This is a genomic window from Chryseobacterium joostei, from assembly GCF_003815775.1.
GTDB classification, from domain to species: domain Bacteria; phylum Bacteroidota; class Bacteroidia; order Flavobacteriales; family Weeksellaceae; genus Chryseobacterium; species Chryseobacterium joostei.
This window is the reverse complement of the sequence record NZ_CP033926.1, coordinates 3,020,895-3,042,621: the sequence shown is the minus strand read 5'-3', so window position 1 is coordinate 3,042,621 and position 21,727 is coordinate 3,020,895. Positions and strand designations below refer to the sequence as shown.

Here is a 21,727-nt window from a genome sequence, read left to right as displayed (position 1 = left end):
CAGTTTTTTTCAGGTTAGTGTTTAAGTTATTTTTTTATCTGCATTTAGGTCGGTACAAAATTAAAGTAAAAACATTCACTATTTTGAAAAAATAAATTATTTTGACTGCGGATTATTGAAATGTTAGATGGAAAGCATAAGATGGCAAAAAAATGATTTAAAGCAATATTTTGAAGATGATGACTATTCAGAAGATGAGGTCATGAGAATCTATTTACCATATCGTTTTAAGATAAAAAAACCGGAAAAAAATTCCGGTTTTGCTTTTTATCATTATGCTTTTTCAAGCTGAACAGTAAAGTGTCTTAAAATGTCTGGTTCCCAGGTAATTTTATAGCCTTTAGCTATTTCTTCACGTCTTTCATATACGTTCTTTATAGCTGCTGCAATATAGTTCATATGATTATTAGTATAGGTTCTTCTAGGAATGGCAAGACGTACCAATTCTAGTTTTGGATAGCGGTTTTGTCTTGTTTGCGGATCCCTGTCTGCTAATAATGTTCCGATTTCAACAGTTCTGATTCCAGCTTCCTTATAAATTTCAAGACCCAATGTCTGTGCAGGATATTCCTCACGGGAAACATTCGGAAGAAAATTTAATGAATCAATGAAAACAGCATGTCCCCCAATTGGTTTTTGAACAGGAATTCCATATTCAATTAATTTATTACCAAGGTATTCAACCTGAGATATTCTGCTTTCAAGATAAGCGAACTCAGTTGCCTCATCAAGACCTACGGCCAATGCAGCCATGTCTCTTCCTGCCATTCCGCCATAGGTAATAAAACCTTCATAAATGATGGTAAAATTGGATGCTTTTCTGAAGATTTCCTCACTGTTTAGAGCAATAAATCCGCCGATGTTTACCAATCCGTCCTTTTTAGAACTCATCGTCATACCGTCACCATAGGAGAAGATTTCCTTACAAATTTCCTTGATACTTCTGTTTTCCTGACCTTGTTCTCTTTTCTTAATGAAATAGGCATTTTCCGCAAATCTTGCAGAATCAAAGAAGACAGGAATTCCATATTGGTCAGAAAGTTCTTTTACGACCTTCATATTTTCCAAAGAAACAGGCTGGCCTCCTGAAGAATTACACGTAATGGTAATCAGGCAGAAAGGGATGTTTTCCTTAGGGTGACTTTTATATACTTCCTCCAGCTTTTCAAGGTTAATGTTTCCTTTGAATGGATGTAGGTCATTAATATCAAAAGCTTCATCTATTGTACAGTCAATGGCATGTGCCTTTCTGATTTCAATGTGTCCCTTTGTGGTATCGAAGTGAGAGTTACCCGGAACTACATTTCCTTCTTTTACCAATACAGAGAAAAGAACATTTTCAGCAGCTCTTCCCTGATGGGTTGGTAATAGATATTTGAATCCGGTAATTCTTTCAACAGTATTCTGTAATTGTTCAAAAGAACGTGATCCAGCATAGCTTTCATCTCCGGTCATCAAGGCTGCCCATTGTCTGTCAGACATTGCTCCCGTTCCTGAATCTGTTAAAAGATCGATATATACTTGTGAAGATTTTAAATTGAAAAGGTTATAATTGGCTTCTTTAAGCCACTGCTCTCTTTCTTCTCTGGTGGATTGATAGATTTCTTCCACCATTTTAATGCGGAAAGGCTCCGCGTACGGTAATTTCATGAGTTAATTATGTTTTAAATTGTATGTAAAGAAAATTTATTTGAAAATAATTTTCAAATTCATCAAAGTATAGATAAGATGGCAGAGCTTACTCTGGAGCCTTAAATATATTTTCATCAGAATGGAATCCTGCTACACCACCGCTTACTGCAAACTTCATTGCAGACGCTGCTGTCATTCCCACTACAGGTTTGATGTTTTTTTCTTCAGTAACAATTACCCACCCTGAAATTGCGTACGAGTGGGGTAAATATACCGCAACGTAATTATGCTTTTCAACGTCCGACATTTCTTTTTGGGTTAAAAAACCGATTCTCCAGATCTCCGGATTTTCGTTGGTTTTTACCCATACAGGATCGTTGAATTTTTTCTTGTCACCCACAAATGAAGACATGACGTCTTTAGTTGGAGTATAAATGTGCTTTACTCCAGGAGTCTTTTCTAATAAACTATCCATGGTATCGAAGAAAAATCTTCCTACCACAAATTTATTCCCCAGAAATCCTAAAATAGCAGTAAATAATATAGTTGAGACGAAAACAAGACCTGGGACCTGTTTTGCAAGCGAAGGGACAAGATTGTCAATAGCGCTGACAATGTACCAGATGACAAAAATGGTCAGTCCAATAGGTCCAATAATAACCAATCCCTGAAAAAAGTTTTTCAGAAAAAAATTGGTAATACTTTCAAAGCTTGGTTTCTTCAACGTTTATTTTTTACTATTTATATGTTAACCGTGTATCGTTTCTTTATTGCCATAGGATTTAATGATGTTGGCTTCATATTCTAGCCATGCATCCCAACGTTCATTTACTTTTTCCGGATCTCCAAGCTGTCTTGCAAATCCAATGAAAGTAGTATAATGATTAGCTTCAGAGATCATGAGTTCCTTGTAAAAAACCTTAAGCTCTTCGTCCTTAATGTTTTCTGTAAGAACCTTGAATCTTTCACAACTTCTGGCTTCAATCATAGCAGCAAATAACATTTTGTCTACAATTAAATCCTCTCTGCTTCCCTGAATGATAAATCTTGCCAATTCATTTACATAGTCATCCTTTCTAGCTCTTCCGAAAGTATAGCCTCTTTTCTTAATAATCTCATGAACCTGATTGAAGTGATCCAGCTCTTCCTGTGCAATGGCAAGTAGCTCTGTAACGATCTCCGGGTATTCTGGAAGCATTGTGATGAGACCAATCGCATTGGTAGCTGCCTTTTGCTCGCACCAAGCATGATCCGTTAAAATTTCTTCTATGTTTCCTTCTGCAATGTTTGCCCACCTTGGATCGGTAGGAAGTTTCAACTTAAACATGTTGTAAAATTTTTGTAAATTTAAAACAAATTGAATTAAAAAGTAGGACTTTATTTCAATTTGATAGGTAAAATGTTAAGAAGCTGTCTTTCTTCTTAGGAATTCCAAAATATTCCAACCCAGGGTGTCTACTTTTTTTAACCCTGTAGAAATGATGAATGCCAGAGTGATATTAATGATATAAATTAGTACCATCAAAAGCCACCAAGGCATATTTTCCTTTAATGGAACTACGAGAAAATAAACCAATGAAGAGCTTATTCCTTGAGCAAAATAAAAGAAAATAGCATTTTTACCAATGTAGGTGATGAAGTTTTCCTTAGTGATCTTTAATCTGTTGTATAGAACAAATAAGGTAACCAATGAGAATTGTGCCCATATGATATAAGGGATTTTAGGTGGGAATTTATTCTTATTGATCTTGTAGAAAATTTCATTTCCGTAGTACCAAAACATCCATGTTAATGCAATGGCAACAAGAGCATATAAAACAGGAATTGCTTTAGTGGGAATTTTTTTTCCACGCATTTTGTTTCCAATTAGAAATACAGCAAGATAAAATGCTACATAGCCTACCTGTCCGGCCGGATAGTATTCAGGGAATATATTAAATAATAGCGTAAGACCAATGCAAAGGCCAATGAACCAGTTAATATGCCTTGGGAAAAATCTTAGGATTAATACACCAAAAACGGTTAGAATAAAATAAACTTTCAGGTACCAAAAGCTTCCCATGACCACCGGAAATGTATCTGCGTTGGTATATTGGTGGAGATACCAATTGCCAAGATTTTGCCATTGAGGCATTGTTGATATTTCAGTGGCAGAGTATTTTGATCCAAAGGTTGAGTAAAAATTCTGTAGCCATTCCAAGGAAAAGAAAGTCAGACCAAAAACCTTAAAGAAGTAATCTAAAAAGAAAAGAAATGTTACAAAGATCATATACGTGATCTGTAGTTTCAATAGTCTGTAAAAGGTTTTCTCAATATTTGCACCTGATGTGATTCCGCTTAATGCATAGAAGAGAGCTACATCAAAAACAAGGGAAAATACCCTTACTTCCGCAGGGATATAAAACTGGCCCGACCAAAAAGCTGTATGGATAAAGATGATGGAAAGCGTAGCCAATCCTTTTGCGAAGTCAATATAGAGGTCTCTGTTCATTATTATGGGATATGGCTCAAAAGTAAATAAACTTCTGTTATTTTTCAAATCAAATAAAAAGAGGCAGAACATGCTCGTCTACCTCCTTTCTTAAATATGCTAAAATGAATGTTTCGATTATTGAAGATGCTTAAATTCTTCCGCAGAAATTTCACCAGACTGAATTTTTCTTAATTCATCTATATACTGGCTCATGTAAGCATCAATTTCAGGGTTAACAGTGTTTTTCGCTACTTTATAAGTTCCATTTAGAACTCCTTGATAGTAGTAGAAAAAGTTATAGTCAAAATTTGAAGCATTTAGATCATATTGTCCCAAAAGGAAACCTAAACGAACCGCAGATCTTCTTTGTGCAGGGGTTCCGTGATGTCCAGGGCTTGATGTTTGATAATCTCCAATGCTTTGTGCGAATTCATAGGCTGCTGCAATCTCAGAGAAATTGGTTTTGTTGTAGCCATTTGGTCTTCTAAGATAGTATCCTGCAAATCCATCTGCTTCCAATTCATTAGGTCTTGCTGTATTTTCTGTTATAGACGGAAGCCCGAAGATGTATTGTAGTTGGTGGCCATATTCATGGGCTAGGATCATTGCGTTTACGATATCTCCGCCTTTAGCCTTTGCATCATAATAGATCGCATAGCCATAGTAGATCTTTCCTGTAGAATAGGAAATCGCATTATACGTTGAATTGAAATTGGATGGGTCATTCACAAATCTCAGCGTAGGATTGCTTCTTCCCCATAAGCTTGCAATTTTAGTCATTTGAGAATTCATAAAATTAGTGTCTGTTGAGTTTTGAAGCCCTGTCACTAATACTGAATTGTTACTCCAATTGTTGTCTACGTAGTAACATACTTTTTCAAGTTCACTAGGTTGTTCAACCTTTGCACTAAGTGTTTCTTGTTGTGGTAGAGCGGTGTCTTCCATTTTGTCATCACTACATGCTGTCAGAAATGATCCAGCAATGGCGCCTGCTAGTAAGCAGAGATTAAAGTTTCTTTTCATATAATAATTAGTTGGTGAAACGAAGTTATAAAATTATCTCTTATATATGAGCACATTATTATGAAAAATTATTCAAAACATAGTGAATTTGTTTTTTATTAAAAAAACATTGCTTTGATTGTAAGCTATTTAGAAATTTAATTGTATATTTGCACCTCGAAATAACTAAAAATTTTATAAACAATGTTTGCAATTGTAGAAATAGCAGGGCTTCAATACAAAGTTGAGCAAGACCAGAAGTTGTTTGTAAACCGTTTAAAAGGAGATAAAGGAGGAAAAGTTTCTTTCGATAAAGTTCTTCTTACTGTAAACGGAGCAATCACTGTAGGCGCCCCAGCTGTAAGCGGTATCACTGTGGAAGCAGAGATCCTAGACCACGTAAAAGCTGATAAAGTAATCGTTTTCAAAAAGAAAAGAAGAAAAGGTTACAAAGTGAAAAACGGTCACAGACAATCTTTAACTCAAATCGTAATCACTGGTATTACAGGTTTTGAAGGTGGAGCTAAGAAAGCTGCTAAAAAAGAAACTGTGAAAGCAGAGGTTCTTTCTGACCACGCAACTGTTAACTTTGGTGAAGATCACGAGCTGAACTACCACTTAAAGAAAAACAACTTGTCTCAGTCTAAAGAGAACAGAGAAACTTTGATTACTTTAGGTAAAGCAGTTAAAGTTGAATTAGAAAAGAATATTCTTACTCATGAAGAAGTAGATGCTGCTATCATTAAGAATATCGATCAATTTAAAGCACTTAATAAATAATCCAGTAATAAAATGGCACACAAGAAAGGAGTCGGTAGTTCCAAGAACGGTAGAGAGTCTCACTCTAAAAGATTAGGTGTGAAGATTTTCGGAGGACAAGCAGCTATTGCCGGAAATATTATTGTTAGACAAAGAGGTACTCAACACCACCCAGGTGATAACGTTGGTATCGGTAAAGACCACACTTTGTTTGCATTAGTAGATGGTAAAGTAGTTTTCAGAAAGAAAGCAAACAACAGATCTTTCGTATCTGTAGAACCAAACGCATAATTTTAAGCGTTTTATAAAGATTAAAGCCTCGGTATTTACCGAGGCTTTTTTGTTTTCAATAGATATATAGGATTTTTTTTATAATTTTCATTCATCGGTGAAAAATGTATATATTTGTTAACTATCAAATAACAAATTACTTGCGTAAGCCGAAAAGCATATAGAGTAGGCAACAAATTAAAACAAAATATCTATGAAAAATCTAAAAAAACTAACAAAGAAAAATTTAAAAGCAATTAATGGAGGAGCGGGAACATGTCCGCTACCAGCTAATTCTTGTATGTCTTGGTGCAGATGGACTACTTGGCAAAAAATGCATTGTCCCTCAAATGTTTTTGAAGAGCCTTGTGAGTGTATTTAATGACTCATCACCTAACATCTATTCATATGAAAATCTTAAAAAAATAACCAAAAAATAGTTGAAATCACTCAAAGCAGGAAATGATTATAGTTGTCCTGATTTTCTGGCAACGACGTGTGTAGAGTGGTGTGGATTGACCGCGTGGCAGCAACAACACTGCTTAAATGCTGTTATTGATCCTATGCCTTGTAACTGCTAAAATTTATAATGTTCTCCAAGCTATTAATATAATATTCGAAAGTTCTATTATTAAGATATATGTTGGATGAGATTTGAAAATAGAATGGGCGGCTTCGAAGAAGCCGCCCATCATCATATTTATATTTATTTAGAATCCTACCTGGATTCCGGCTTTAACACCAAATTTTGAAACGTTAGGTCTGTCAAGGTAATTGCCTCTCCAGTTGAAATCTACTCTAAATAATCTAAGGTTACCAATACCGATGTTTTCGATTCCGAATCCATATTCGTAGTAGATGTGCTCATTAGGAGCAGAATATTTAAATCCCTCGACATTAATGGCCTTAGAGGCATCGCTTAAAGTTCCATACGCTGCTCTGATAAAGGCTACTTCTCTAAACTTCAGTTTTTTTATCAACGGGATATAAGAAAGTATCTTACCATTAAAATGGTGCTCTAAATGAAGTGTAGTATAGGCATCCGTCACAAACTCATAATAGTTAAGCTGAGAGAATGAATTTGGAACTAAGCCATATGAAAGGTTTGCAGGAATGATATTCTGCAATGCCAAAGGAACTGTATTAAAGTTCTTTCCGGCTTCAAAGTTTACCACCGTTTTTCCAATGGTTCCAATTAAGAAAGGCTTAGAAAACATAAACTGAAGCTTGTTATAGTTAAAGTCTGCATTGAAAAGCCCTTCAATACCTCTTGTATATCTTAAAACAATCGTAGGTGCCAAATTTCGAGCTTGGTATCTGTCTATACCGGTTTGAGAGAATTTTGCCCCTGGTTTAGCGATTATGCTTATGGTGACATGGGAATCATTCACAGTTTTTCTCAATTGACCATCCTGATAATACATAAGGTTGAATTTCTCAGGAATGGCAGATTTAATGCTCTGCATTACTCCATCTACCCTTATTTGGATATTCTTCCAAGGTTCAATAGCAGCAAAAACACTGGTTTGATTTACAGAACTTAAAGAAATGTTTTCTCCTCTTGCAAAAAAAGTACTTGAAGATAGAGAACGGGATGCAACACCATCACCTGAGGTCAGTTGCCCTCCAAGCTGAACAATATCTCTACTTGTTCCGGCACCAATCATAAATCTGTTGAGCCTATTGAACATGTATCTTGCTTCAACCCCATATTTTACCTGGTGATCCTTAAATCCATAGGCGGTATAAAACTGAACCCTCCAAGGGTCATTCAAACCAAAATACGTCCTTGCCCCTAATCTTATTCTGTCTCCTTCTACATCGTTTCTTCCGTATATTGAGAAAATAGGGCCAATATCAATCCCTTTAAAGGCATTGTAGTAACGAGAACCAAGGGTTTCAAACAGTTTTACCATTCTGTTGAATTTCGGGGTCTGTTGTAGCTGGTCCAACATTTGATAAACTCCTTGTTCAGATTTTGATAAGGTATCAGGTCTTGCCTTGGTCCAATAAGCATCATCTTTATTGGTAAACTTATCCTCGTATTCTTCCTCTTTTCGTTTAAATACAGTTGGATCCAGAGGCTTATTGAATTCATAATTAGAATAATCAACAGATCTCTTAGCAATAATACTTTTAGATCCTTTCTTTTTCGAAAAAGGACTCATTTCAAACTCAGTAACAAGCTTTTTAGGCAGGAATGTGGTCTCATCGGGATTGTCATATTCCAATTGAGTATAAACGCTATTAATAAAGTTAACATTGATTTTTTGTGTTGACTTTAAAGTAGCTCCTATTACAGCATAGGTGTCCGTATCTATATAAAGGTTTCCCTGGAATGCCAGTACATCTTTTCTTTTAGGTTGATACCTTATTTGAAAGGCTTTTTCTCCTCGAATAGAAATGGTGTCAACTAAACTATAATCGTAAGTTCCGAATCCATCTGTTCCGGCAGGACTTTGAAATCCTATATCGAAGTAATTTAAGGTATTGTCGTAAATATTGATATCCCGATATAGGTTCTTTGCTGAAACGGTAATCACCTGGTTATCTTGAAAACCAGAAGTTTTTTGGGCAACCAAAGTTCTTTTGCTGTCTATACTGGGCTTGTTTTTACCATAGTTTTCATAGACCGCCTCATTTAGGAATATCGGAAGTCCAAGTCTGCCACTTGCTGTAGAATCTGCATAGGTGAATATGAAGTCGAGCTTATTAAAGATCTTTTTCTTCATAAACGCACTGTCTATGTTGTTGAGGTCATATTCAATCTTCTCGTATTCCTTGTAAGAATAAGTATCAAATTTTTCTAACCCGTTATTTCTTTTTTGTGCCCATACTTTTTGCATGATGGCATATGCGGGATTTTCCTTTTTGTTTTTGTATTTGGTTTTCCCCGCCTGAATAACCACCTCCTGAATACTGCTTACTTTGGCCTGAGAAAGCTGAACGAAAATATTTTCTGCATTTTCAGGTGTAATTTCCAGTGTTTCCGGAGTGTAATTTTTTCTGGAAAACTTTAGTTTATGAATAAGACTGTCAGACTGAACGGTAAAGCTTCCAGAGGTTGTTGTAAGGGTAGGTGTTTTGTTATCGTTGATGAAGATATCAACTTTGCTGAGTTCTTTATTACTTTTTTCGTCAACAATCTTACCGCTGGCTCTGTTTTGGGCACATACTAAACTAGTAATAGTCAAGAAAAAAAATAAAAAGTAGTGTTTTTTGGAGTTATTGTTTAACATCATTCGTTTCTTCAGGCAATTAGCACAAACAAAAAGTATGCAGTTTTTTAAAAAATATATAAAAAAGTAAAATATTTTTACTCTTCTATGTAAAACGGCAAATTTAACGAAAATAGTACTACAAAATGATAAAAAATCGACAGTAAATTTTTAGGTTTAAAATATAAAGAATCAGGTGTTTAATGAAGACGTGAAAAGTCTATATATTTAGGGTATATTTCACCAGGTAATGACCTTTTTATGGCAAAATGAAATAGGAAATTTGAGAGGATATTTAGCAAAAATGTATTATTTCAAATGTGTGGAATTTATATAAGGACAATTGTTTTTGTGGGGGTAATGTTTTTATCAGAAGTCGTGGGTTTGCCAAGGGCCTTAAAATGAAAAAGACCTACATTTCTGTAAGTCTTTTTGCTCCTCCTGCTGGGCTCGAACCAGCGACCCTCTGATTAACAGTCAGATGCTCTAACCAACTGAGCTAAGGAGGAATGTCCTTTGTTTTAAGTGGTGCAAATATAATATGAATATCCGTACCAAGCAAGTTTTTATCTCTTAATATTTAATGAAAATTGCTATCGATTTATTTTTCAATAAATTAAAATTACATAAAATTTCACAATGGTTAAATGATAGGCTTTAAAAATTACCTTTTTATCCTTTGAGAAGTTTTTTTACGGTTTGTCCCCCTCAAAATAAAGGCTTTCTATTTAAACAAAATAGAGTAGTTTGAATTGTCTAAAAAATTTGAGACAATACTGTTCGTGCTATCAAACGAAATAACATTACTTCATTGAGCTTGTCAATCTTGATTTAAAATTTCGAATTCCTATTTTGTATGGGCTTAACTTTTGTGTCCTATTATCTAATACTATTGTTGCCATAATAGGGATGGTTGCTTAGGGCAAGAACAAATAAGTAATCTTGTTTATCATTTAATGTAAAAAGAGAGGCTGTAAGGTATATACATAAAAAAAGATCTACATTTCTGTAATTCTTTTTTTTGCTCTTTCTATTAAAGCCACCTCGAACCAATTAGTGATAATATTCGGTGAATTAATTTGATTTTCGACCGCTTACAAAGCTCGAAACGCATTGGTTTTGAATTTAAATATTCGAAATAATGATTTTTAAGATTATAATATTTTGCTAAAAACACAGATACAAAAAGTATCACATGAATATCAAATCCTGCTATGCTTTAGGAATCTAAAATGAAACTCTTCCCGAAAGATCATTAAAGCCAACCTAAATGTTTTTGTTAATCAGATTAAAAATTTTTCTGATGATTTTTCCATTGCTAAAAAAAGCTTTTTTTGATGATTTCAAAGAGACAATATTTATTTTGACTAAGAAGCGACCGGAAGTTAGTCTTTAGCAAATCTTTAGTCGGACCATGCTTCAAACGAAGACCCAAACAAATTTCTAATAGAGAAATTTCTATCCTCAAAATACATGAATATGAGAGTAAGCACAAAACGTGGTACATCCGTTCCATCTTGGGAAAGGCAATTCGTTATGGAGTAGTTTCTATGGCGTAAACCTAACGAGTGGTGACGATGTCAACCTATCTGGTACAAACATGATGGAAACATGGATATTCCTAAGTGAGAAAACCTATGAAGAACCCAAGAAAGAAAGCTTCCATCCTAATGAAACTTAACCGTGTCTCGAAACTCAGTCTTTTTGAATGATTAATAGAGGGAGCCATAAAAAAACCACGCCCAAGAGCGTGGTTAAAATTTCAAACTTCATCCAAATCTTGGATAAAAGTATGAGAAAAACTAGTTGTTCAAATATATCGTCATTTTATTTTTTGATTATTTTAACAACAGAATCAGAATCATTAATTCTTATTAAATATGCTCCTGAAAGTAAAGAAGAAACATCAGTCTGCTTATTTTCAAATTTTCCGGTTTTTACTAGCTGTCCGGACATATTATAAATTTGATAATAATAGTCTTTAGTATCTTTTGCATCAATATATAATATCGTGCTTACAGGATTTGGATACACTACAAGTTTATCAGATTGTACTTTTTGCTCAACTTCTTTTTTAGCAAAAGCATTAGCCGCCTGTTTTCCTGTATTGTTTGTTACGGGGACACCCAGATATCTAGGCCCATCTTTTGCACAACGACAAGACATAGCAGCTTGAGGATAAACTCCGGTGCCAGAAGCTACACTTCCTATATAACCAGCAGATGGTGATTGAATTCTAAGTGCAATGGCCCAACCTGAATTTAGGTCTCCTAATGATGCTGTCCATAGCCCAGTAGAAGTAGCAAATGTTGGCGTTGTATTTGTAGATGTCCCAATTGATTTTGGTATCCATCCACTTCCGCCAAAAAGTCCTCTAATTCCACTTGTAGGAATATTTCCAATGTTATACTTAGACCCATTGAAGTTAAATACCCATCCCCAATAACTATTAAACCTTGAGTATGTCACAGATGGATCGTAACCATAATAGGCAACACTGGCGGAGTTAGCAAGCATATAGCCAGGATATTTAATCTCACCAACTGAGTTATTACTAGCTCCTTTTAATTGTGCTATAACACCTTGTCCAATTCCGTATGTTGTTAGGTTTGGAGGAGTATTATTAGGCCCATTAACATTAGCAAGTCCTTTATTATAAAACCAGGGTGATGAGCCTTGGTTGAATCCAAATAAACCAGCCATAGTAGTATCAGGGATTCTATAGCCATTAGGACAAGGGTCAAATGGTGATTTTTCTGTATTATGTCCCCATCTTTCTGGCATCATTTCTTTTTCATCAGAAATCCAATCTTTTACTTGGGCATTAGCCACATTTCTATTCTGTTTTGCAAATCTAGCATCTGCAGAATTATATACAATTTCTTCAAAACCAACCTCGGTAGGTGTTGTAAGTGAAGGATTATTATCTAAAGATGTATTATGAAATAGAAAGTAAAAAGGATTTTCTATAGAATACTTTAGAATCTTTCTTGTTTTCTCACTTGGAGTATCAGTTGGGGAAACCCCAGCTTCCTGCTTATAGGTGTTATACTCTCTGGAATAACCACTTGCTGTTTTATCTCTAAAGTTAGCATCTGAGATTCCTGCTGAATAACTTGTTAAATTTATAGTACCATCAATATTCGTGGCTGCTATCTGTCTAAACACTTGATAAGATGGGTCGTTGTAAATAACGTTTGGAGCAGCGGTACAGGTAGAACATCTGTAGAGTGTACCACCGTTAAAATAGAAAGTTGGCAAAGGATCTTTTCTACCCCACTGGTAATGCAATCCACTTGCAAAGTGAGTTTTGATATTAGATTCTGTTCTATCAGGTGTATTAATATCTACTGGAAGATTTTCTAAAGCTCCTAAATCTCTATCCATAAAAATAGTTTCCATAGGTGCAACTCCGCTTTTTGTAGGATTTACAATGTGTCCGCTTGTATTTGGTATTATCATTCCGTTATCCGCCGCCACATTTGAATTTTCTTCCGTCACATATTTTGGTAAGTCATTAACAGTAGATCTAGGGGCCCAGATATGCCAGCTCCAAACCACAGGATCCTGCATCTTAGAGTTAAGCCATTGTCCGGAATTTCCCCTATGAAAAGCAACCACTGCGTTACCCATTGCATTTGGTTTTAAAGTAATCCAAAGTTCGCTATTTTCGTCAATATTATTAGGATTAGGATATATTTCCATTTTACTGATTAAATTTCTATCTGTTGTCCATACAATACTTGGCGTATTTTTAGTTCCTTCTCTGAAAGTTCTATTGCTCCCTCCATTAAGGTAGAGTATATCCATTGCAATTGCTTTTTTTAGCTTTATTTTTACAATTCTGTCATCAGGATTAGTTGTATTGGTATAGGCTATAAAACTGTGAGGTTCTTTTGCCCATTCTTTCAATGTTGTGGCATCTGCTACTACATTATTCCCCTCAAGATAACGAGTGGCAAACCCTTGATTAGCATCAATAATTTGTTTATTAGGATCTGCTATACATCTACATGTACTAGCTCCTTTAGTCATTGAAGTTTGGTTAACTGCAAATAACATCTTGCCAGTGTAATCATTTAAAAAGTCACTTACAATTCCTACTCCTCTTATTCCATTCCAGGGAGAATAGGTTGCTGTTGGTAAGTTTCCTGTTGATCTCCAGTTAATATAACCCATTCTGTTAAAACTAGATACATAATCTACTTTTTCATTAGGTCCTAAAAACACGTACGCTCCTGTAATTGGGAAATATCCAATATTTCTATTATAGTTTGGATCAGATTGATTTTTTTGATTCGTAAAATCAAACCCAATTTGAGGATATACTTTTACATTACTTAAAACAGGATTAACTGTAGTGTATTTGAATTTAGAATTATCACTTAAATCATCATCTGCACCGCTATTTAATCTTCCCCAAGGGCTCATGTTATTTCCAAAATTGCTTCCTAAACTGCCTGCATAATGAGATGGGATTCTCCAGCCATTAGGGCAAGGATCATAGGGTGATTTCAGCTCATATGATTTGCTGTCTGCTTCTATTAAACGATCTTCTTGAGTTGCACTTGCGCCACGATCAGAAGCTTTTCGCCCATTAGAATATAATCCTTTTCTGTTGTCTGACCAAAGATCCCAAGAAACTCTATTATGTTCACTAGTTCCTAAAAACTTATATTGTACATCCGAAAACCAAGTTCCATAATCGGTATTATCATAACCATTCCATCCGGCATAAGTAATTATTTTCAACGGATTATTTACAGAATATTTTAGGTTGTTCACTATATTCTCGTGTCCAATTATATTATTCCTTAAAATCCAACCTGTTTTTGGGGTAGCTTGATATGAGAGTTCTCCAAAATCAGCCGCATTATACTTGCCTGCTTTTCCATTAATAAAATAAGTAGAGCCGTCTTTGTGAGCTAATGGCGGAATAGGATCTTTTCTTCCCCATTGGTACATAAGTCCTACTGATTTATTAGAATCGTTTCCTAAGAACTCAGTATTTGTAGCTCCTAAATTTCTGTTCATCCATTGCCACTCTTCATTTGGGATTGGAGTATTATCTACTCTTGTTTCAAAACCTTGTCTGAAAGTAGAGCCATTAGCAGTAGGGTCATCTGTAACCCAAATATGCCAACTCCACTTCACTTCATAATCATTGGCTGTAGGATTAAATGCATTTAAAGAAACCACTGCATTACCTTTTCCTTTAGTAATATCAATAGGAACTTCTATTTCCGCATTTTCTCCTGTACCTCTAATTGCTAATTCATAACCAGTTCCAGACATTACTAAACCTGCTTTATCTTCCCAATACAAGTAAGCTTTAACATCAGTACTGTTTATAGGATTATTAAAAGAAAAATCAGCATTAGAATTATCTTTCCACATTGCATATGCTTTTTTTACTGGTATTAGCAATCCTTTCTTACTTTTATCTTTTTCTATGTCAAAAATATAAGTATTGGGTGCTTTTGTCCAGTCTTGGATAGCATTATCAGGCTGTGCTCCTGTATTAATCATAAGACAATTGCTAGAGCAATCGGTATAATCATAAGCTGTAGAGCTTCCAAAAACCCCTACATATTTTATAAATTTTTTGATCTCTGCTTCTATTTCTGATAAAGGCCTAGAGGTTCCATTCCAACTAGCAGTTACTTTTTTATTTCTAATGGCTCCAATTCCGTATAATGTAGCTTTTGAAGTGTTACTCAATGAAAAATTTTCAGAGCCAGGACCTCTGTCTTTTTCATAAAGTGGTGGATATCCATAATCATTAGTAGTATTATAATTACTTATTGCATTAAGGGAAATATATTGTCCATTTTCTTTATACACTCTTAAGCCTGTTACTTCACTTATAACAATCACTACAGGTTCTTGATCTGCAATAACATCGGTTAGTTTTTCGGTAATATAATTGTAAAGATTAAAATATCGATTAACTAAGGCATTTGGATTGTTAAAATCTAAATATCCTCTTCCTGCTTGTTCTCCACCCCATTCTTCGGTCATAAACCAATTACTGAAATTAATGAAAAAACCAGCATTTGAAAATTTGCCAGCAAACATATAAACGGGGTCGTGATAAGAATATTCCCATGGACTTGTGTCACTACCCTGATAGATATACTTTTGAGAGCTTGCAATCGTAGTAAGATTGTTTGGGTTTTCAATTTTGACAGCTGGTCCATTAACATTTGTATTGTCAATTGTACCATTACCAAGAATAGACAATGCAATGTTATCTAATTTCTTGGCCAAATGCTGAGATGTTACCCTATCTTTTATGCTAGAAACGGTTCCGTTAGGGTTTAATGATACTGTTTCACTTTTTTTAGGGGTAAATAATATTGTATACTCATTTTCATCCAACGCACAATTATTGGTGGTATAATCGGATTGCTTATAATGGCTTACCGATTTGTTCCAAGAAATAGATTGCCAATTCGTGAGATTGCCGTTGGAATTTAATTCAATCTTCAAATTTCGTAAACTTACCGTTGATGCTGGCAATTCAAATTTTGCGTCAAGGTATTGATTATATTCGGTTCCTGCAGTAAATGTTTTGCACCAAACACTAACCCAGTTGCCTAAGTTATCTTTGTATTTAATGATAATCTTCACATCATCCGTAGTGATTGGTTTTATAAAGTTTCCTTTAATCACAACAGCTCCCTTCTCGTTTACCGTTTGAGTGATTTCAATGTTTGAGTCTAAATCATAAACTGGTGGGATTACAAGTTTATAAAAGCTCGAAGCGACTGCTTTTTCTCCAAAATCGATTTCTGTGACTGTTCGGGAAAAAACCTGACCAAATGCAATACAGGAAATTGCAGTAATGGTCTTAAGAATAAAATTTTTCTTTGTCATTCTACTGTTTTTTATTTTTTCCTACTCTTTGGCTTTTCGGATTCCGCCTTTTTGATAATTTTCTATGCTAAAAAATGAGGTTTCAGTACGAATTTGTGAATTTAGTCGATAAGACTTTGAACCAGTTCGAACCATTACTAAACCATTGATTTCTTCATTTTGGAAATCGGTATTTGTTCCCAGTTCTTCATTTCTTTTGGCGTTGTTGTATGTGATTGGAGCGTCTTCATCAAGCAAAAAATATTTTTTGCCCCCATTTGTTTCCTGCGATTAGTAAGGATAACTTTCAGTTGACTCTCTATAAAATAAATTTTTAATTAATTTAAGTATTTGCTTGCTCAATTCGTTGCTTTCATCAGTTTGGTTAATTTTTTGAAAAAAACAATAAAATGTACCGAAAATAACAGGTTGAATTCCCAATACACCAAAGATTATTACTTTTTCATTTTCTGAAAATTTTGTTTTGTTTAATGGTTCAATTTTCCAAGCTTGCTTTTATAGCAGTTCAAAAATGTTTTTTTTTGAAAAATTTACATTTACTATTCGTGGGTTTAATGATACTGGTTGTAGGGTGTAAAGTTTTGCATCATCCTGTAATCCATTCGCCTTGAGTATTCTAATACTTGATAGAAAGTAAGATGTTCCTGTTTGTAAAAGGTTTATTAAATAGTCGACTCATAATAACCAATGCTTTTTCATTCATGTTTTGTGAAATCACAATGAGTGAATCTAGATCATAACTGTAAGTGGTATAGGAATGAAAGGAAACTGTCCCCAAATTACCGGTTTGTAGTTCCTTCCAATGAGGTGTAAATTATTACAATAGCACATATTGCAGTCAAAATTGACAGTAAGGGTCTTTTTCCATAATTGTGTTGTTAATTCTTTTAAGCCATTGATAAGTTTAACATAGTTTAAGTAGCCTTAGTTGGGTTTGGATCTTTTTTAAACTATTATTTAACTATTTCATTGATGTGTGATTTTTTACAAAACTTCATGCCTGCAAATTTTCGATTATTTGTATTGCTAATGTAAAACGACCGAGCGATAAATACAAAAAGTTGTAGGCGGATTTATAAATATGGATGTGAAAATTTATAAATTTTTACATCTATATTTATTAACCTATTAATTAATAAATTGTTAGTGTTTTTGAAAAGCAAGACAATTAATTTCACTGTATTTAATTTAATTATCATTTTTTCTTAATTACTTTTATAAACACACAAATGATCAGAAAAATAAAAGCATTTTTCCTAACTTCATTTTTGCAAGTACAGGATTTCTATTCGGAATTACGGAATAAATATTAGAAATATAATGAAAATGACTCTAGGGCATTTATTTTCATTAATCTGGTAATATCTACGGTCAAAAAAGAAAAAAATTACCAAACTTATAAGGATGCCATAAGATCCTCACCAAATAAAAAACTTAAATATGCCGATAGTGCAAGTACGGCAGAAAAATTATCAATAAGTGGATTTGATTTTCAATAAGAATCAATTTATTCTTCCGGAACTGCGAAAAATTATTAGAACTTATTAACTATTAAAAAACAGAATGACACAAACAGGAATTACTACATCAGATAACTCTTCTACATCCTAATAACCCGATTCGAATCAATATGTAATGGTAATTAGTGGGGTAGGTTGATTTGTAGCCCCTTGCAAGGCTCGAAACATTTGAATTGAAGGATATTTAGATTTGAAAATTCGAAGTAGGTGGAAAAATAATTTTGATGATATAAAATTTAAACTTCCTTCCGTTTATTCCCATTGGATACTTCTCTATATCTCCAAGATAATTATATACACGTGCCTGTCAGGATCTAATTCTTTTACCTGCAAAATAAGTTGTTTCACTTTTTCCGGACCACTTACTTACGCTTTGTAAACCAAATGTTGCGCGGAAGTCTTTCTCGAACCCGTTTTTATATGGTGGTAGTTTTGTTTATCAAATGGTTATAAACGAAAAAACCATCACATAAATGTGATGGTTTGCTCCTCCTGCTGGGCTCGAACCAGCGACCCTCTGATTAACAGTCAGATGCTCTAACCAACTGAGCTAAGGAGGAATGTCCTTTGTTTTAAGTGGTGCAAATATAGGACGAATATTTATACCCTACAAATATTTTTAAGAAATATTTTTCAAAAAATTATAAAGTTCCTGAAAGCCACTTAAATATATCGCTTCCGAAGATCAGTAACATTAAACCTAGTAAGAAAATCACACCAACCATTTGAGCATTTTCCAATACTTTTTGAGGTACAGGCTTTCCTACAATCATCTCATACAGCGTAAATATAACATGCCCACCATCAAGTCCCGGAATAGGAATAAGGTTTAGGAATGCCAACCATACAGAGAACATTGCCGTAAAGCCCCAGAATGCCGTCCAGTCAATTGAAACATGACCTGATGCATCTTTATTTACAGGCATATTCTTTACGATGGCAATAGGCCCACCTACTTTTTTGTATCCCTGAACTTTCTTGTTGAAAATTAATTTAAACTGCTTAATCTGATAGGTTAAACTTTCAATAGTAAGGGTAAATCCTCTTTTAATGGAACTAAAGAAACCATAGTCGCTATGAACCATATATTTTTGAATTTCCTTAAAAGAAAGAATTCCGATGGTTCCCTCTTTGGAAACAGGAATCTTTAGATCTTCAATCTGGTTGTTTCTTGATACCTTAAAATCAACTACTTTTCCAGCATTTGGAATTACTAAAGGCTTAAGTTCATCATAATAACTAATAGGAGTTCCGTTGATGGCAAGTATTTTATCACCAACCTTTAACCCTGCATCAATTGTTGACTTTGTGACAATAGTATCAACAATTGGAGTCATTCTCGGTGTTAAGAATGATCTTGGTTCTGAATCATGAAAAGCCAATACCTTTCCATCATCATTGGTAGGGAAAGTAACTTCTTTCCCATTTCTTGAAACCGTGATTTCATCACTTAATAAAACGTCTAATGCCAGTTTCTTGAAGTCCTTTTGAACTTTTCCGTCAACTTTTAATATTTTGTCTCCATCCTGGAAGCCCATTTTCTTGGCAGCTTCTGTATAATGAAGAGGAGTTGTAATTTTATCTGCTTCAAAGATGGTTTCTCCATTCTTTCCAACTAATGCAGAGAAGATTAACCACGCAAGGAAAAAGTTTACCGTAACACCACCTAACATGATGATAAGTCTTTGCCAAGCCGGTTTGGATCTGAATTCCCATGATTCAGCCGGTTTTTTCATTTGAGCAATATCCATACTTTCATCCACCATTCCGGCAATTTTTACATAACCTCCGAAAGGAAGCCATCCAATTCCGTATTTAGTTTGTTCAGGATACTTTCTCCAGTCAGTATCTGGAAGTTTAGATATATCGATAGGAACTTCTTCCTTCTTTCCGTTTACCTCTTTTACTTCAGTATCCGGGAGGTTCTGAGAGAAGAATTTATACTTCCATTTTCCGTTGATTTTCTTCATTGAGAAAATTGAAAAATAAGGATCAAAGAAAAGGAAGAATTTTTCGGCTCTTGTTTTAAACCATATGGCCGGTAAGAAGTGCCCAAGCTCATGAAGAACTACCAGTATAGAGATACTCAGAATGAACTGAAAGAGTTTGATTGCTATTTCCATTAATAGATTTTAGATTTTAATTTGCAAAGGTAACAATTATCAAAACTATGCCAAACAAAAAAGCTTCCCGAAACGAGAAGCTTTGTCATATTTAAGGACTATTTGATTATAAATTGAATGAAACACCTAGGCTTCCGTTGTTACCCACCTCTGCAAATACACCAATTCTTTCAGTAAAGAAGTAGCGTGCACCAATATGGGCACCTATTCCAAAGTCTTTTCCTACTACTCCTACATCAACACCGGGGTAAACATCCCATTTGGCAGGTAAATTCAGGGCTTCTTGCAGGTGAAAATTTAGCCTCCCAAAAACAAACACACGATTGTCTTTATCATTATTTTTGTAGTTGCTAAAATAACCGTTAAGACCAGCTCCTACTGATATAAGCTTATTAAGGCCGTAGTCGTAGGTTCCTGTTATACCAGTTCCGTATCCCCAAGCACTTAAACCCAGCTGAACCTTTTGATCTCCTTTTCCTGTCCAAGCCTGAGCATTAGCTGTGGCCCCGAAAAAGAATATCATCATCATAAAAACCAATTTCTTCATAAATTTTTTAATGTTTAATGATATTAATAAAAATTAGCTGCATCAAAAATGAAACCGAAAGATATTGAATACTTAAAAAAATAGCAGACTTTAATAAATATTAAGAAATACGATTCCTCTTTCCCGGATAAATATAAAAGGCGTATTTTTATAAAGCAGATATTGAAATAATTTAAAAATAAAAAAATGAAGATTGTAGGACTCAATTTGGATATTGTCTGGAAAAATAAAGCTGAAAATTTTAAAATAATAGAGAAAGAACTTCAAAACCTTGAAGCCGATCTGTTTCTTCTTCCTGAAATGTTCTCAACAGGGTTCTGTATGGATGCGGCAGAAGTCTCTGATAGAAATGAGGAATCCCTTGAGTTTTTAAAAAAAATCTCAAAAGAGAAAAATGCGGCTTTCTGTGGAAGTGCTCCGGTAGAGGAAAATGGCAATTTCTATAATAGAATGTACTTTATAAAACCAGATGGTGAAGTGTCCTTTTACGATAAAAGACATTTGTTTTCTTTTTCTGGTGAAGACAAAGTATATACTCCTGGTAAAAAGAGAGTAATTGTTGAATATAATGGAGTAAGGTTCTTGCTTCAGGTCTGTTATGATCTTCGTTTTCCCGTGTTTGCAAGGAATAATGATGACTATGATACCATTCTATATGTTGCAAACTGGCCTGAGAAAAGAGTAGGGGCATGGGAGCACCTTTTAAAAGCAAGGGCTATTGAAAATCTGTCTTTTACTTTTGGGTTAAATAGAATAGGAACGGATGGAAATAACTTGTTGTATCAGGAAAGTTCTCATTGCTTTTTTGCGGATGGAAGAGAAATCTCACATAAAAACGGAAATATTGTGTCAGCAGAACTGGATATGAATGAACTGAAAGATTTTAGAAAACACTTCCAGTTTTTAAATGATCGCGATAGTTTTTCAATCCATTCATGAAAATAAACAAAAAATAAGGCTGAGTTTTACCAAAACCCAGCCTTATTTTTAACTTTAAGTATATTGCTGTAGAAGCTGAGTCAATGTATTGACATCATGTACTCCGCTTTCTTTCCAAAGAAGTTCTCCCTCTTTAAAGATCGCCAAAGTAGGAACCCCTCGAACGCCATATTGTGCTGCCAGAGCAGGGTATTGATCTACATCTACCTTTATAATTCTGGCTCCTTCGCCAATATTTTCCTTTACCGTATTTAAAACTGATGACTGAACCTTACAAGGTTGGCACCATGTAGCAAAAAAATCAATAAGTACAGGTCTATCGGAATTGATGATTTCCTGAAATTTTTGTGACATAATCTTGGGTT

Annotated in this window: 16 protein-coding genes and 2 tRNA genes; 5 read left to right on the top strand and 13 right to left on the bottom strand. The window is 34.5% G+C overall.

Features of this window, described 5'->3' with window-relative positions:
- Positions 1–273: 273 nt before the first annotated feature.
- The 5 genes from EG359_RS13805 to EG359_RS13785 form a co-directional block, all read right to left on the bottom strand.
- Positions 274–1,650, bottom strand: coding sequence for a tryptophanase (locus EG359_RS13805; protein WP_076357132.1), 1,377 nt, complete (start codon positions 1,648–1,650; stop codon positions 274–276).
- A gap of 88 nt (positions 1,651–1,738) precedes the next feature.
- Positions 1,739–2,356, bottom strand: a complete 618-nt coding sequence (locus tag EG359_RS13800; protein WP_076357131.1) for a DUF502 domain-containing protein — start codon at positions 2,354–2,356, stop codon at positions 1,739–1,741.
- A gap of 24 nt (positions 2,357–2,380) precedes the next feature.
- Entirely contained in the window at positions 2,381–2,959 is a 579-nt protein-coding gene (gene miaE, locus EG359_RS13795; protein WP_076357130.1) for a tRNA-(ms[2]io[6]A)-hydroxylase, read from the bottom strand.
- 75 nt (positions 2,960–3,034) lie between these two features.
- Entirely contained in the window at positions 3,035–4,123 is a 1,089-nt protein-coding gene (locus EG359_RS13790) for an acyltransferase family protein (protein WP_076357129.1), read from the bottom strand.
- A 117-nt stretch (positions 4,124–4,240) separates the two neighbouring features.
- Complete coding sequence (locus EG359_RS13785) at positions 4,241–5,128, bottom strand: neutral zinc metallopeptidase (RefSeq protein WP_076357127.1); 888 nt, start codon at positions 5,126–5,128, stop codon at positions 4,241–4,243.
- Positions 5,129–5,311: 183 nt separating this feature from the next.
- Between EG359_RS13785 and rplU the strand changes: the two genes are divergently transcribed.
- The 3 genes from rplU (at position 5,312) to EG359_RS13770 (ending at position 6,518) form a co-directional block, all read left to right on the top strand.
- Positions 5,312–5,887, top strand: a complete 576-nt coding sequence (gene rplU / locus EG359_RS13780; protein WP_076357125.1) for a 50S ribosomal protein L21 — start codon at positions 5,312–5,314, stop codon at positions 5,885–5,887.
- Positions 5,888–5,899: 12 nt separating this feature from the next.
- Positions 5,900–6,157: a 50S ribosomal protein L27 gene (gene rpmA / locus EG359_RS13775; RefSeq protein WP_027372929.1), complete on the top strand. Its 258-nt coding sequence runs from the start codon at positions 5,900–5,902 to the stop codon at positions 6,155–6,157.
- A 193-nt stretch (positions 6,158–6,350) separates the two neighbouring features.
- Positions 6,351–6,518: a bacteriocin-like protein gene (locus EG359_RS13770; RefSeq protein ID WP_123867394.1), complete on the top strand. Its 168-nt coding sequence runs from the start codon at positions 6,351–6,353 to the stop codon at positions 6,516–6,518.
- 328 nt (positions 6,519–6,846) lie between these two features.
- Here EG359_RS13770 and EG359_RS13765 read toward each other — a convergent pair whose 3' ends face one another.
- Positions 6,847–9,330 carry a DUF5686 family protein gene (locus tag EG359_RS13765; protein WP_228435128.1) on the bottom strand — a complete coding sequence of 828 codons (2,484 nt, stop codon included), beginning with the start codon at positions 9,328–9,330 and terminating at the stop codon, positions 6,847–6,849.
- A 459-nt stretch (positions 9,331–9,789) separates the two neighbouring features.
- A tRNA-Asn gene (locus EG359_RS13760) sits at positions 9,790–9,863 on the bottom strand.
- Positions 9,864–10,852: 989 nt separating this feature from the next.
- On the opposite strand from EG359_RS13760, the gene EG359_RS13755 reads away from it, so the two are divergent.
- Positions 10,853–11,035 (top strand): hypothetical protein, encoded by a 183-nt coding sequence (locus EG359_RS13755; protein ID WP_123867392.1) that lies wholly within the window; start codon positions 10,853–10,855, stop codon positions 11,033–11,035.
- Between the two features lie 146 nt (positions 11,036–11,181).
- On the opposite strand, the gene EG359_RS13750 is transcribed toward EG359_RS13755, so the two are convergent.
- The 5 genes from EG359_RS13750 to EG359_RS13730 all read right to left on the bottom strand — a co-directional run bounded on the left by EG359_RS13750 (position 11,182) and on the right by EG359_RS13730 (position 20,423).
- Positions 11,182–16,233, bottom strand: coding sequence for a T9SS type A sorting domain-containing protein (locus tag EG359_RS13750; RefSeq protein ID WP_076357124.1), 5,052 nt, complete (start codon positions 16,231–16,233; stop codon positions 11,182–11,184).
- Between the two features lie 21 nt (positions 16,234–16,254).
- Positions 16,255–16,470: a hypothetical protein gene (locus tag EG359_RS13745; RefSeq protein ID WP_076357123.1), complete on the bottom strand. Its 216-nt coding sequence runs from the start codon at positions 16,468–16,470 to the stop codon at positions 16,255–16,257.
- A gap of 1,769 nt (positions 16,471–18,239) precedes the next feature.
- Positions 18,240–18,313, bottom strand: a tRNA-Asn gene (locus tag EG359_RS13740).
- 81 nt (positions 18,314–18,394) lie between these two features.
- Entirely contained in the window at positions 18,395–19,876 is a 1,482-nt protein-coding gene (gene rseP, locus EG359_RS13735; RefSeq protein ID WP_076357122.1) for an RIP metalloprotease RseP, read from the bottom strand.
- A gap of 106 nt (positions 19,877–19,982) precedes the next feature.
- Positions 19,983–20,423 carry a DUF6646 family protein gene (locus EG359_RS13730; protein ID WP_076357121.1) on the bottom strand — a complete coding sequence of 147 codons (441 nt, stop codon included), beginning with the start codon at positions 20,421–20,423 and terminating at the stop codon, positions 19,983–19,985.
- A gap of 186 nt (positions 20,424–20,609) precedes the next feature.
- On the opposite strand from EG359_RS13730, the gene EG359_RS13725 reads away from it, so the two are divergent.
- Entirely contained in the window at positions 20,610–21,362 is a 753-nt protein-coding gene (locus EG359_RS13725; RefSeq protein ID WP_076357120.1) for a nitrilase-related carbon-nitrogen hydrolase, read from the top strand.
- Between the two features lie 54 nt (positions 21,363–21,416).
- Here EG359_RS13725 and EG359_RS13720 read toward each other — a convergent pair whose 3' ends face one another.
- Positions 21,417–21,716: a thioredoxin family protein gene (locus EG359_RS13720; protein WP_076357119.1), complete on the bottom strand. Its 300-nt coding sequence runs from the start codon at positions 21,714–21,716 to the stop codon at positions 21,417–21,419.
- Positions 21,717–21,727 lie beyond the last annotated feature (11 nt).

Bases quoted from the DNA above. Each gene is read 5' to 3' on its own strand.
- EG359_RS13790 (WP_076357129.1), bottom strand. From the start codon at position 4,123: ATGAACAGAGACCTCTATATTGACTTCGCAAAAGGATTGGCTACGCTT.
- rpmA (WP_027372929.1), top strand. From the start codon at position 5,900: ATGGCACACAAGAAAGGAGTCGGTAGTTCCAAGAACGGTAGAGAGTCT.
- EG359_RS13720 (WP_076357119.1), bottom strand. From the start codon at position 21,716: ATGTCACAAAAATTTCAGGAAATCATCAATTCCGATAGACCTGTACTT.
- rplU (WP_076357125.1), top strand. From the start codon at position 5,312: ATGTTTGCAATTGTAGAAATAGCAGGGCTTCAATACAAAGTTGAGCAA.
- EG359_RS13730 (WP_076357121.1), bottom strand. From the start codon at position 20,423: ATGAAGAAATTGGTTTTTATGATGATGATATTCTTTTTCGGGGCCACA.
- miaE (WP_076357130.1), bottom strand. From the start codon at position 2,959: ATGTTTAAGTTGAAACTTCCTACCGATCCAAGGTGGGCAAACATTGCA.
- EG359_RS13770 (WP_123867394.1), top strand. From the start codon at position 6,351: ATGAAAAATCTAAAAAAACTAACAAAGAAAAATTTAAAAGCAATTAAT.
- rseP (WP_076357122.1), bottom strand. From the start codon at position 19,876: ATGGAAATAGCAATCAAACTCTTTCAGTTCATTCTGAGTATCTCTATA.
- EG359_RS13805 (WP_076357132.1), bottom strand. From the start codon at position 1,650: ATGAAATTACCGTACGCGGAGCCTTTCCGCATTAAAATGGTGGAAGAA.
- EG359_RS13785 (WP_076357127.1), bottom strand. From the start codon at position 5,128: ATGAAAAGAAACTTTAATCTCTGCTTACTAGCAGGCGCCATTGCTGGA.
- EG359_RS13725 (WP_076357120.1), top strand. From the start codon at position 20,610: ATGAAGATTGTAGGACTCAATTTGGATATTGTCTGGAAAAATAAAGCT.
- EG359_RS13750 (WP_076357124.1), bottom strand. From the start codon at position 16,233: ATGACAAAGAAAAATTTTATTCTTAAGACCATTACTGCAATTTCCTGT.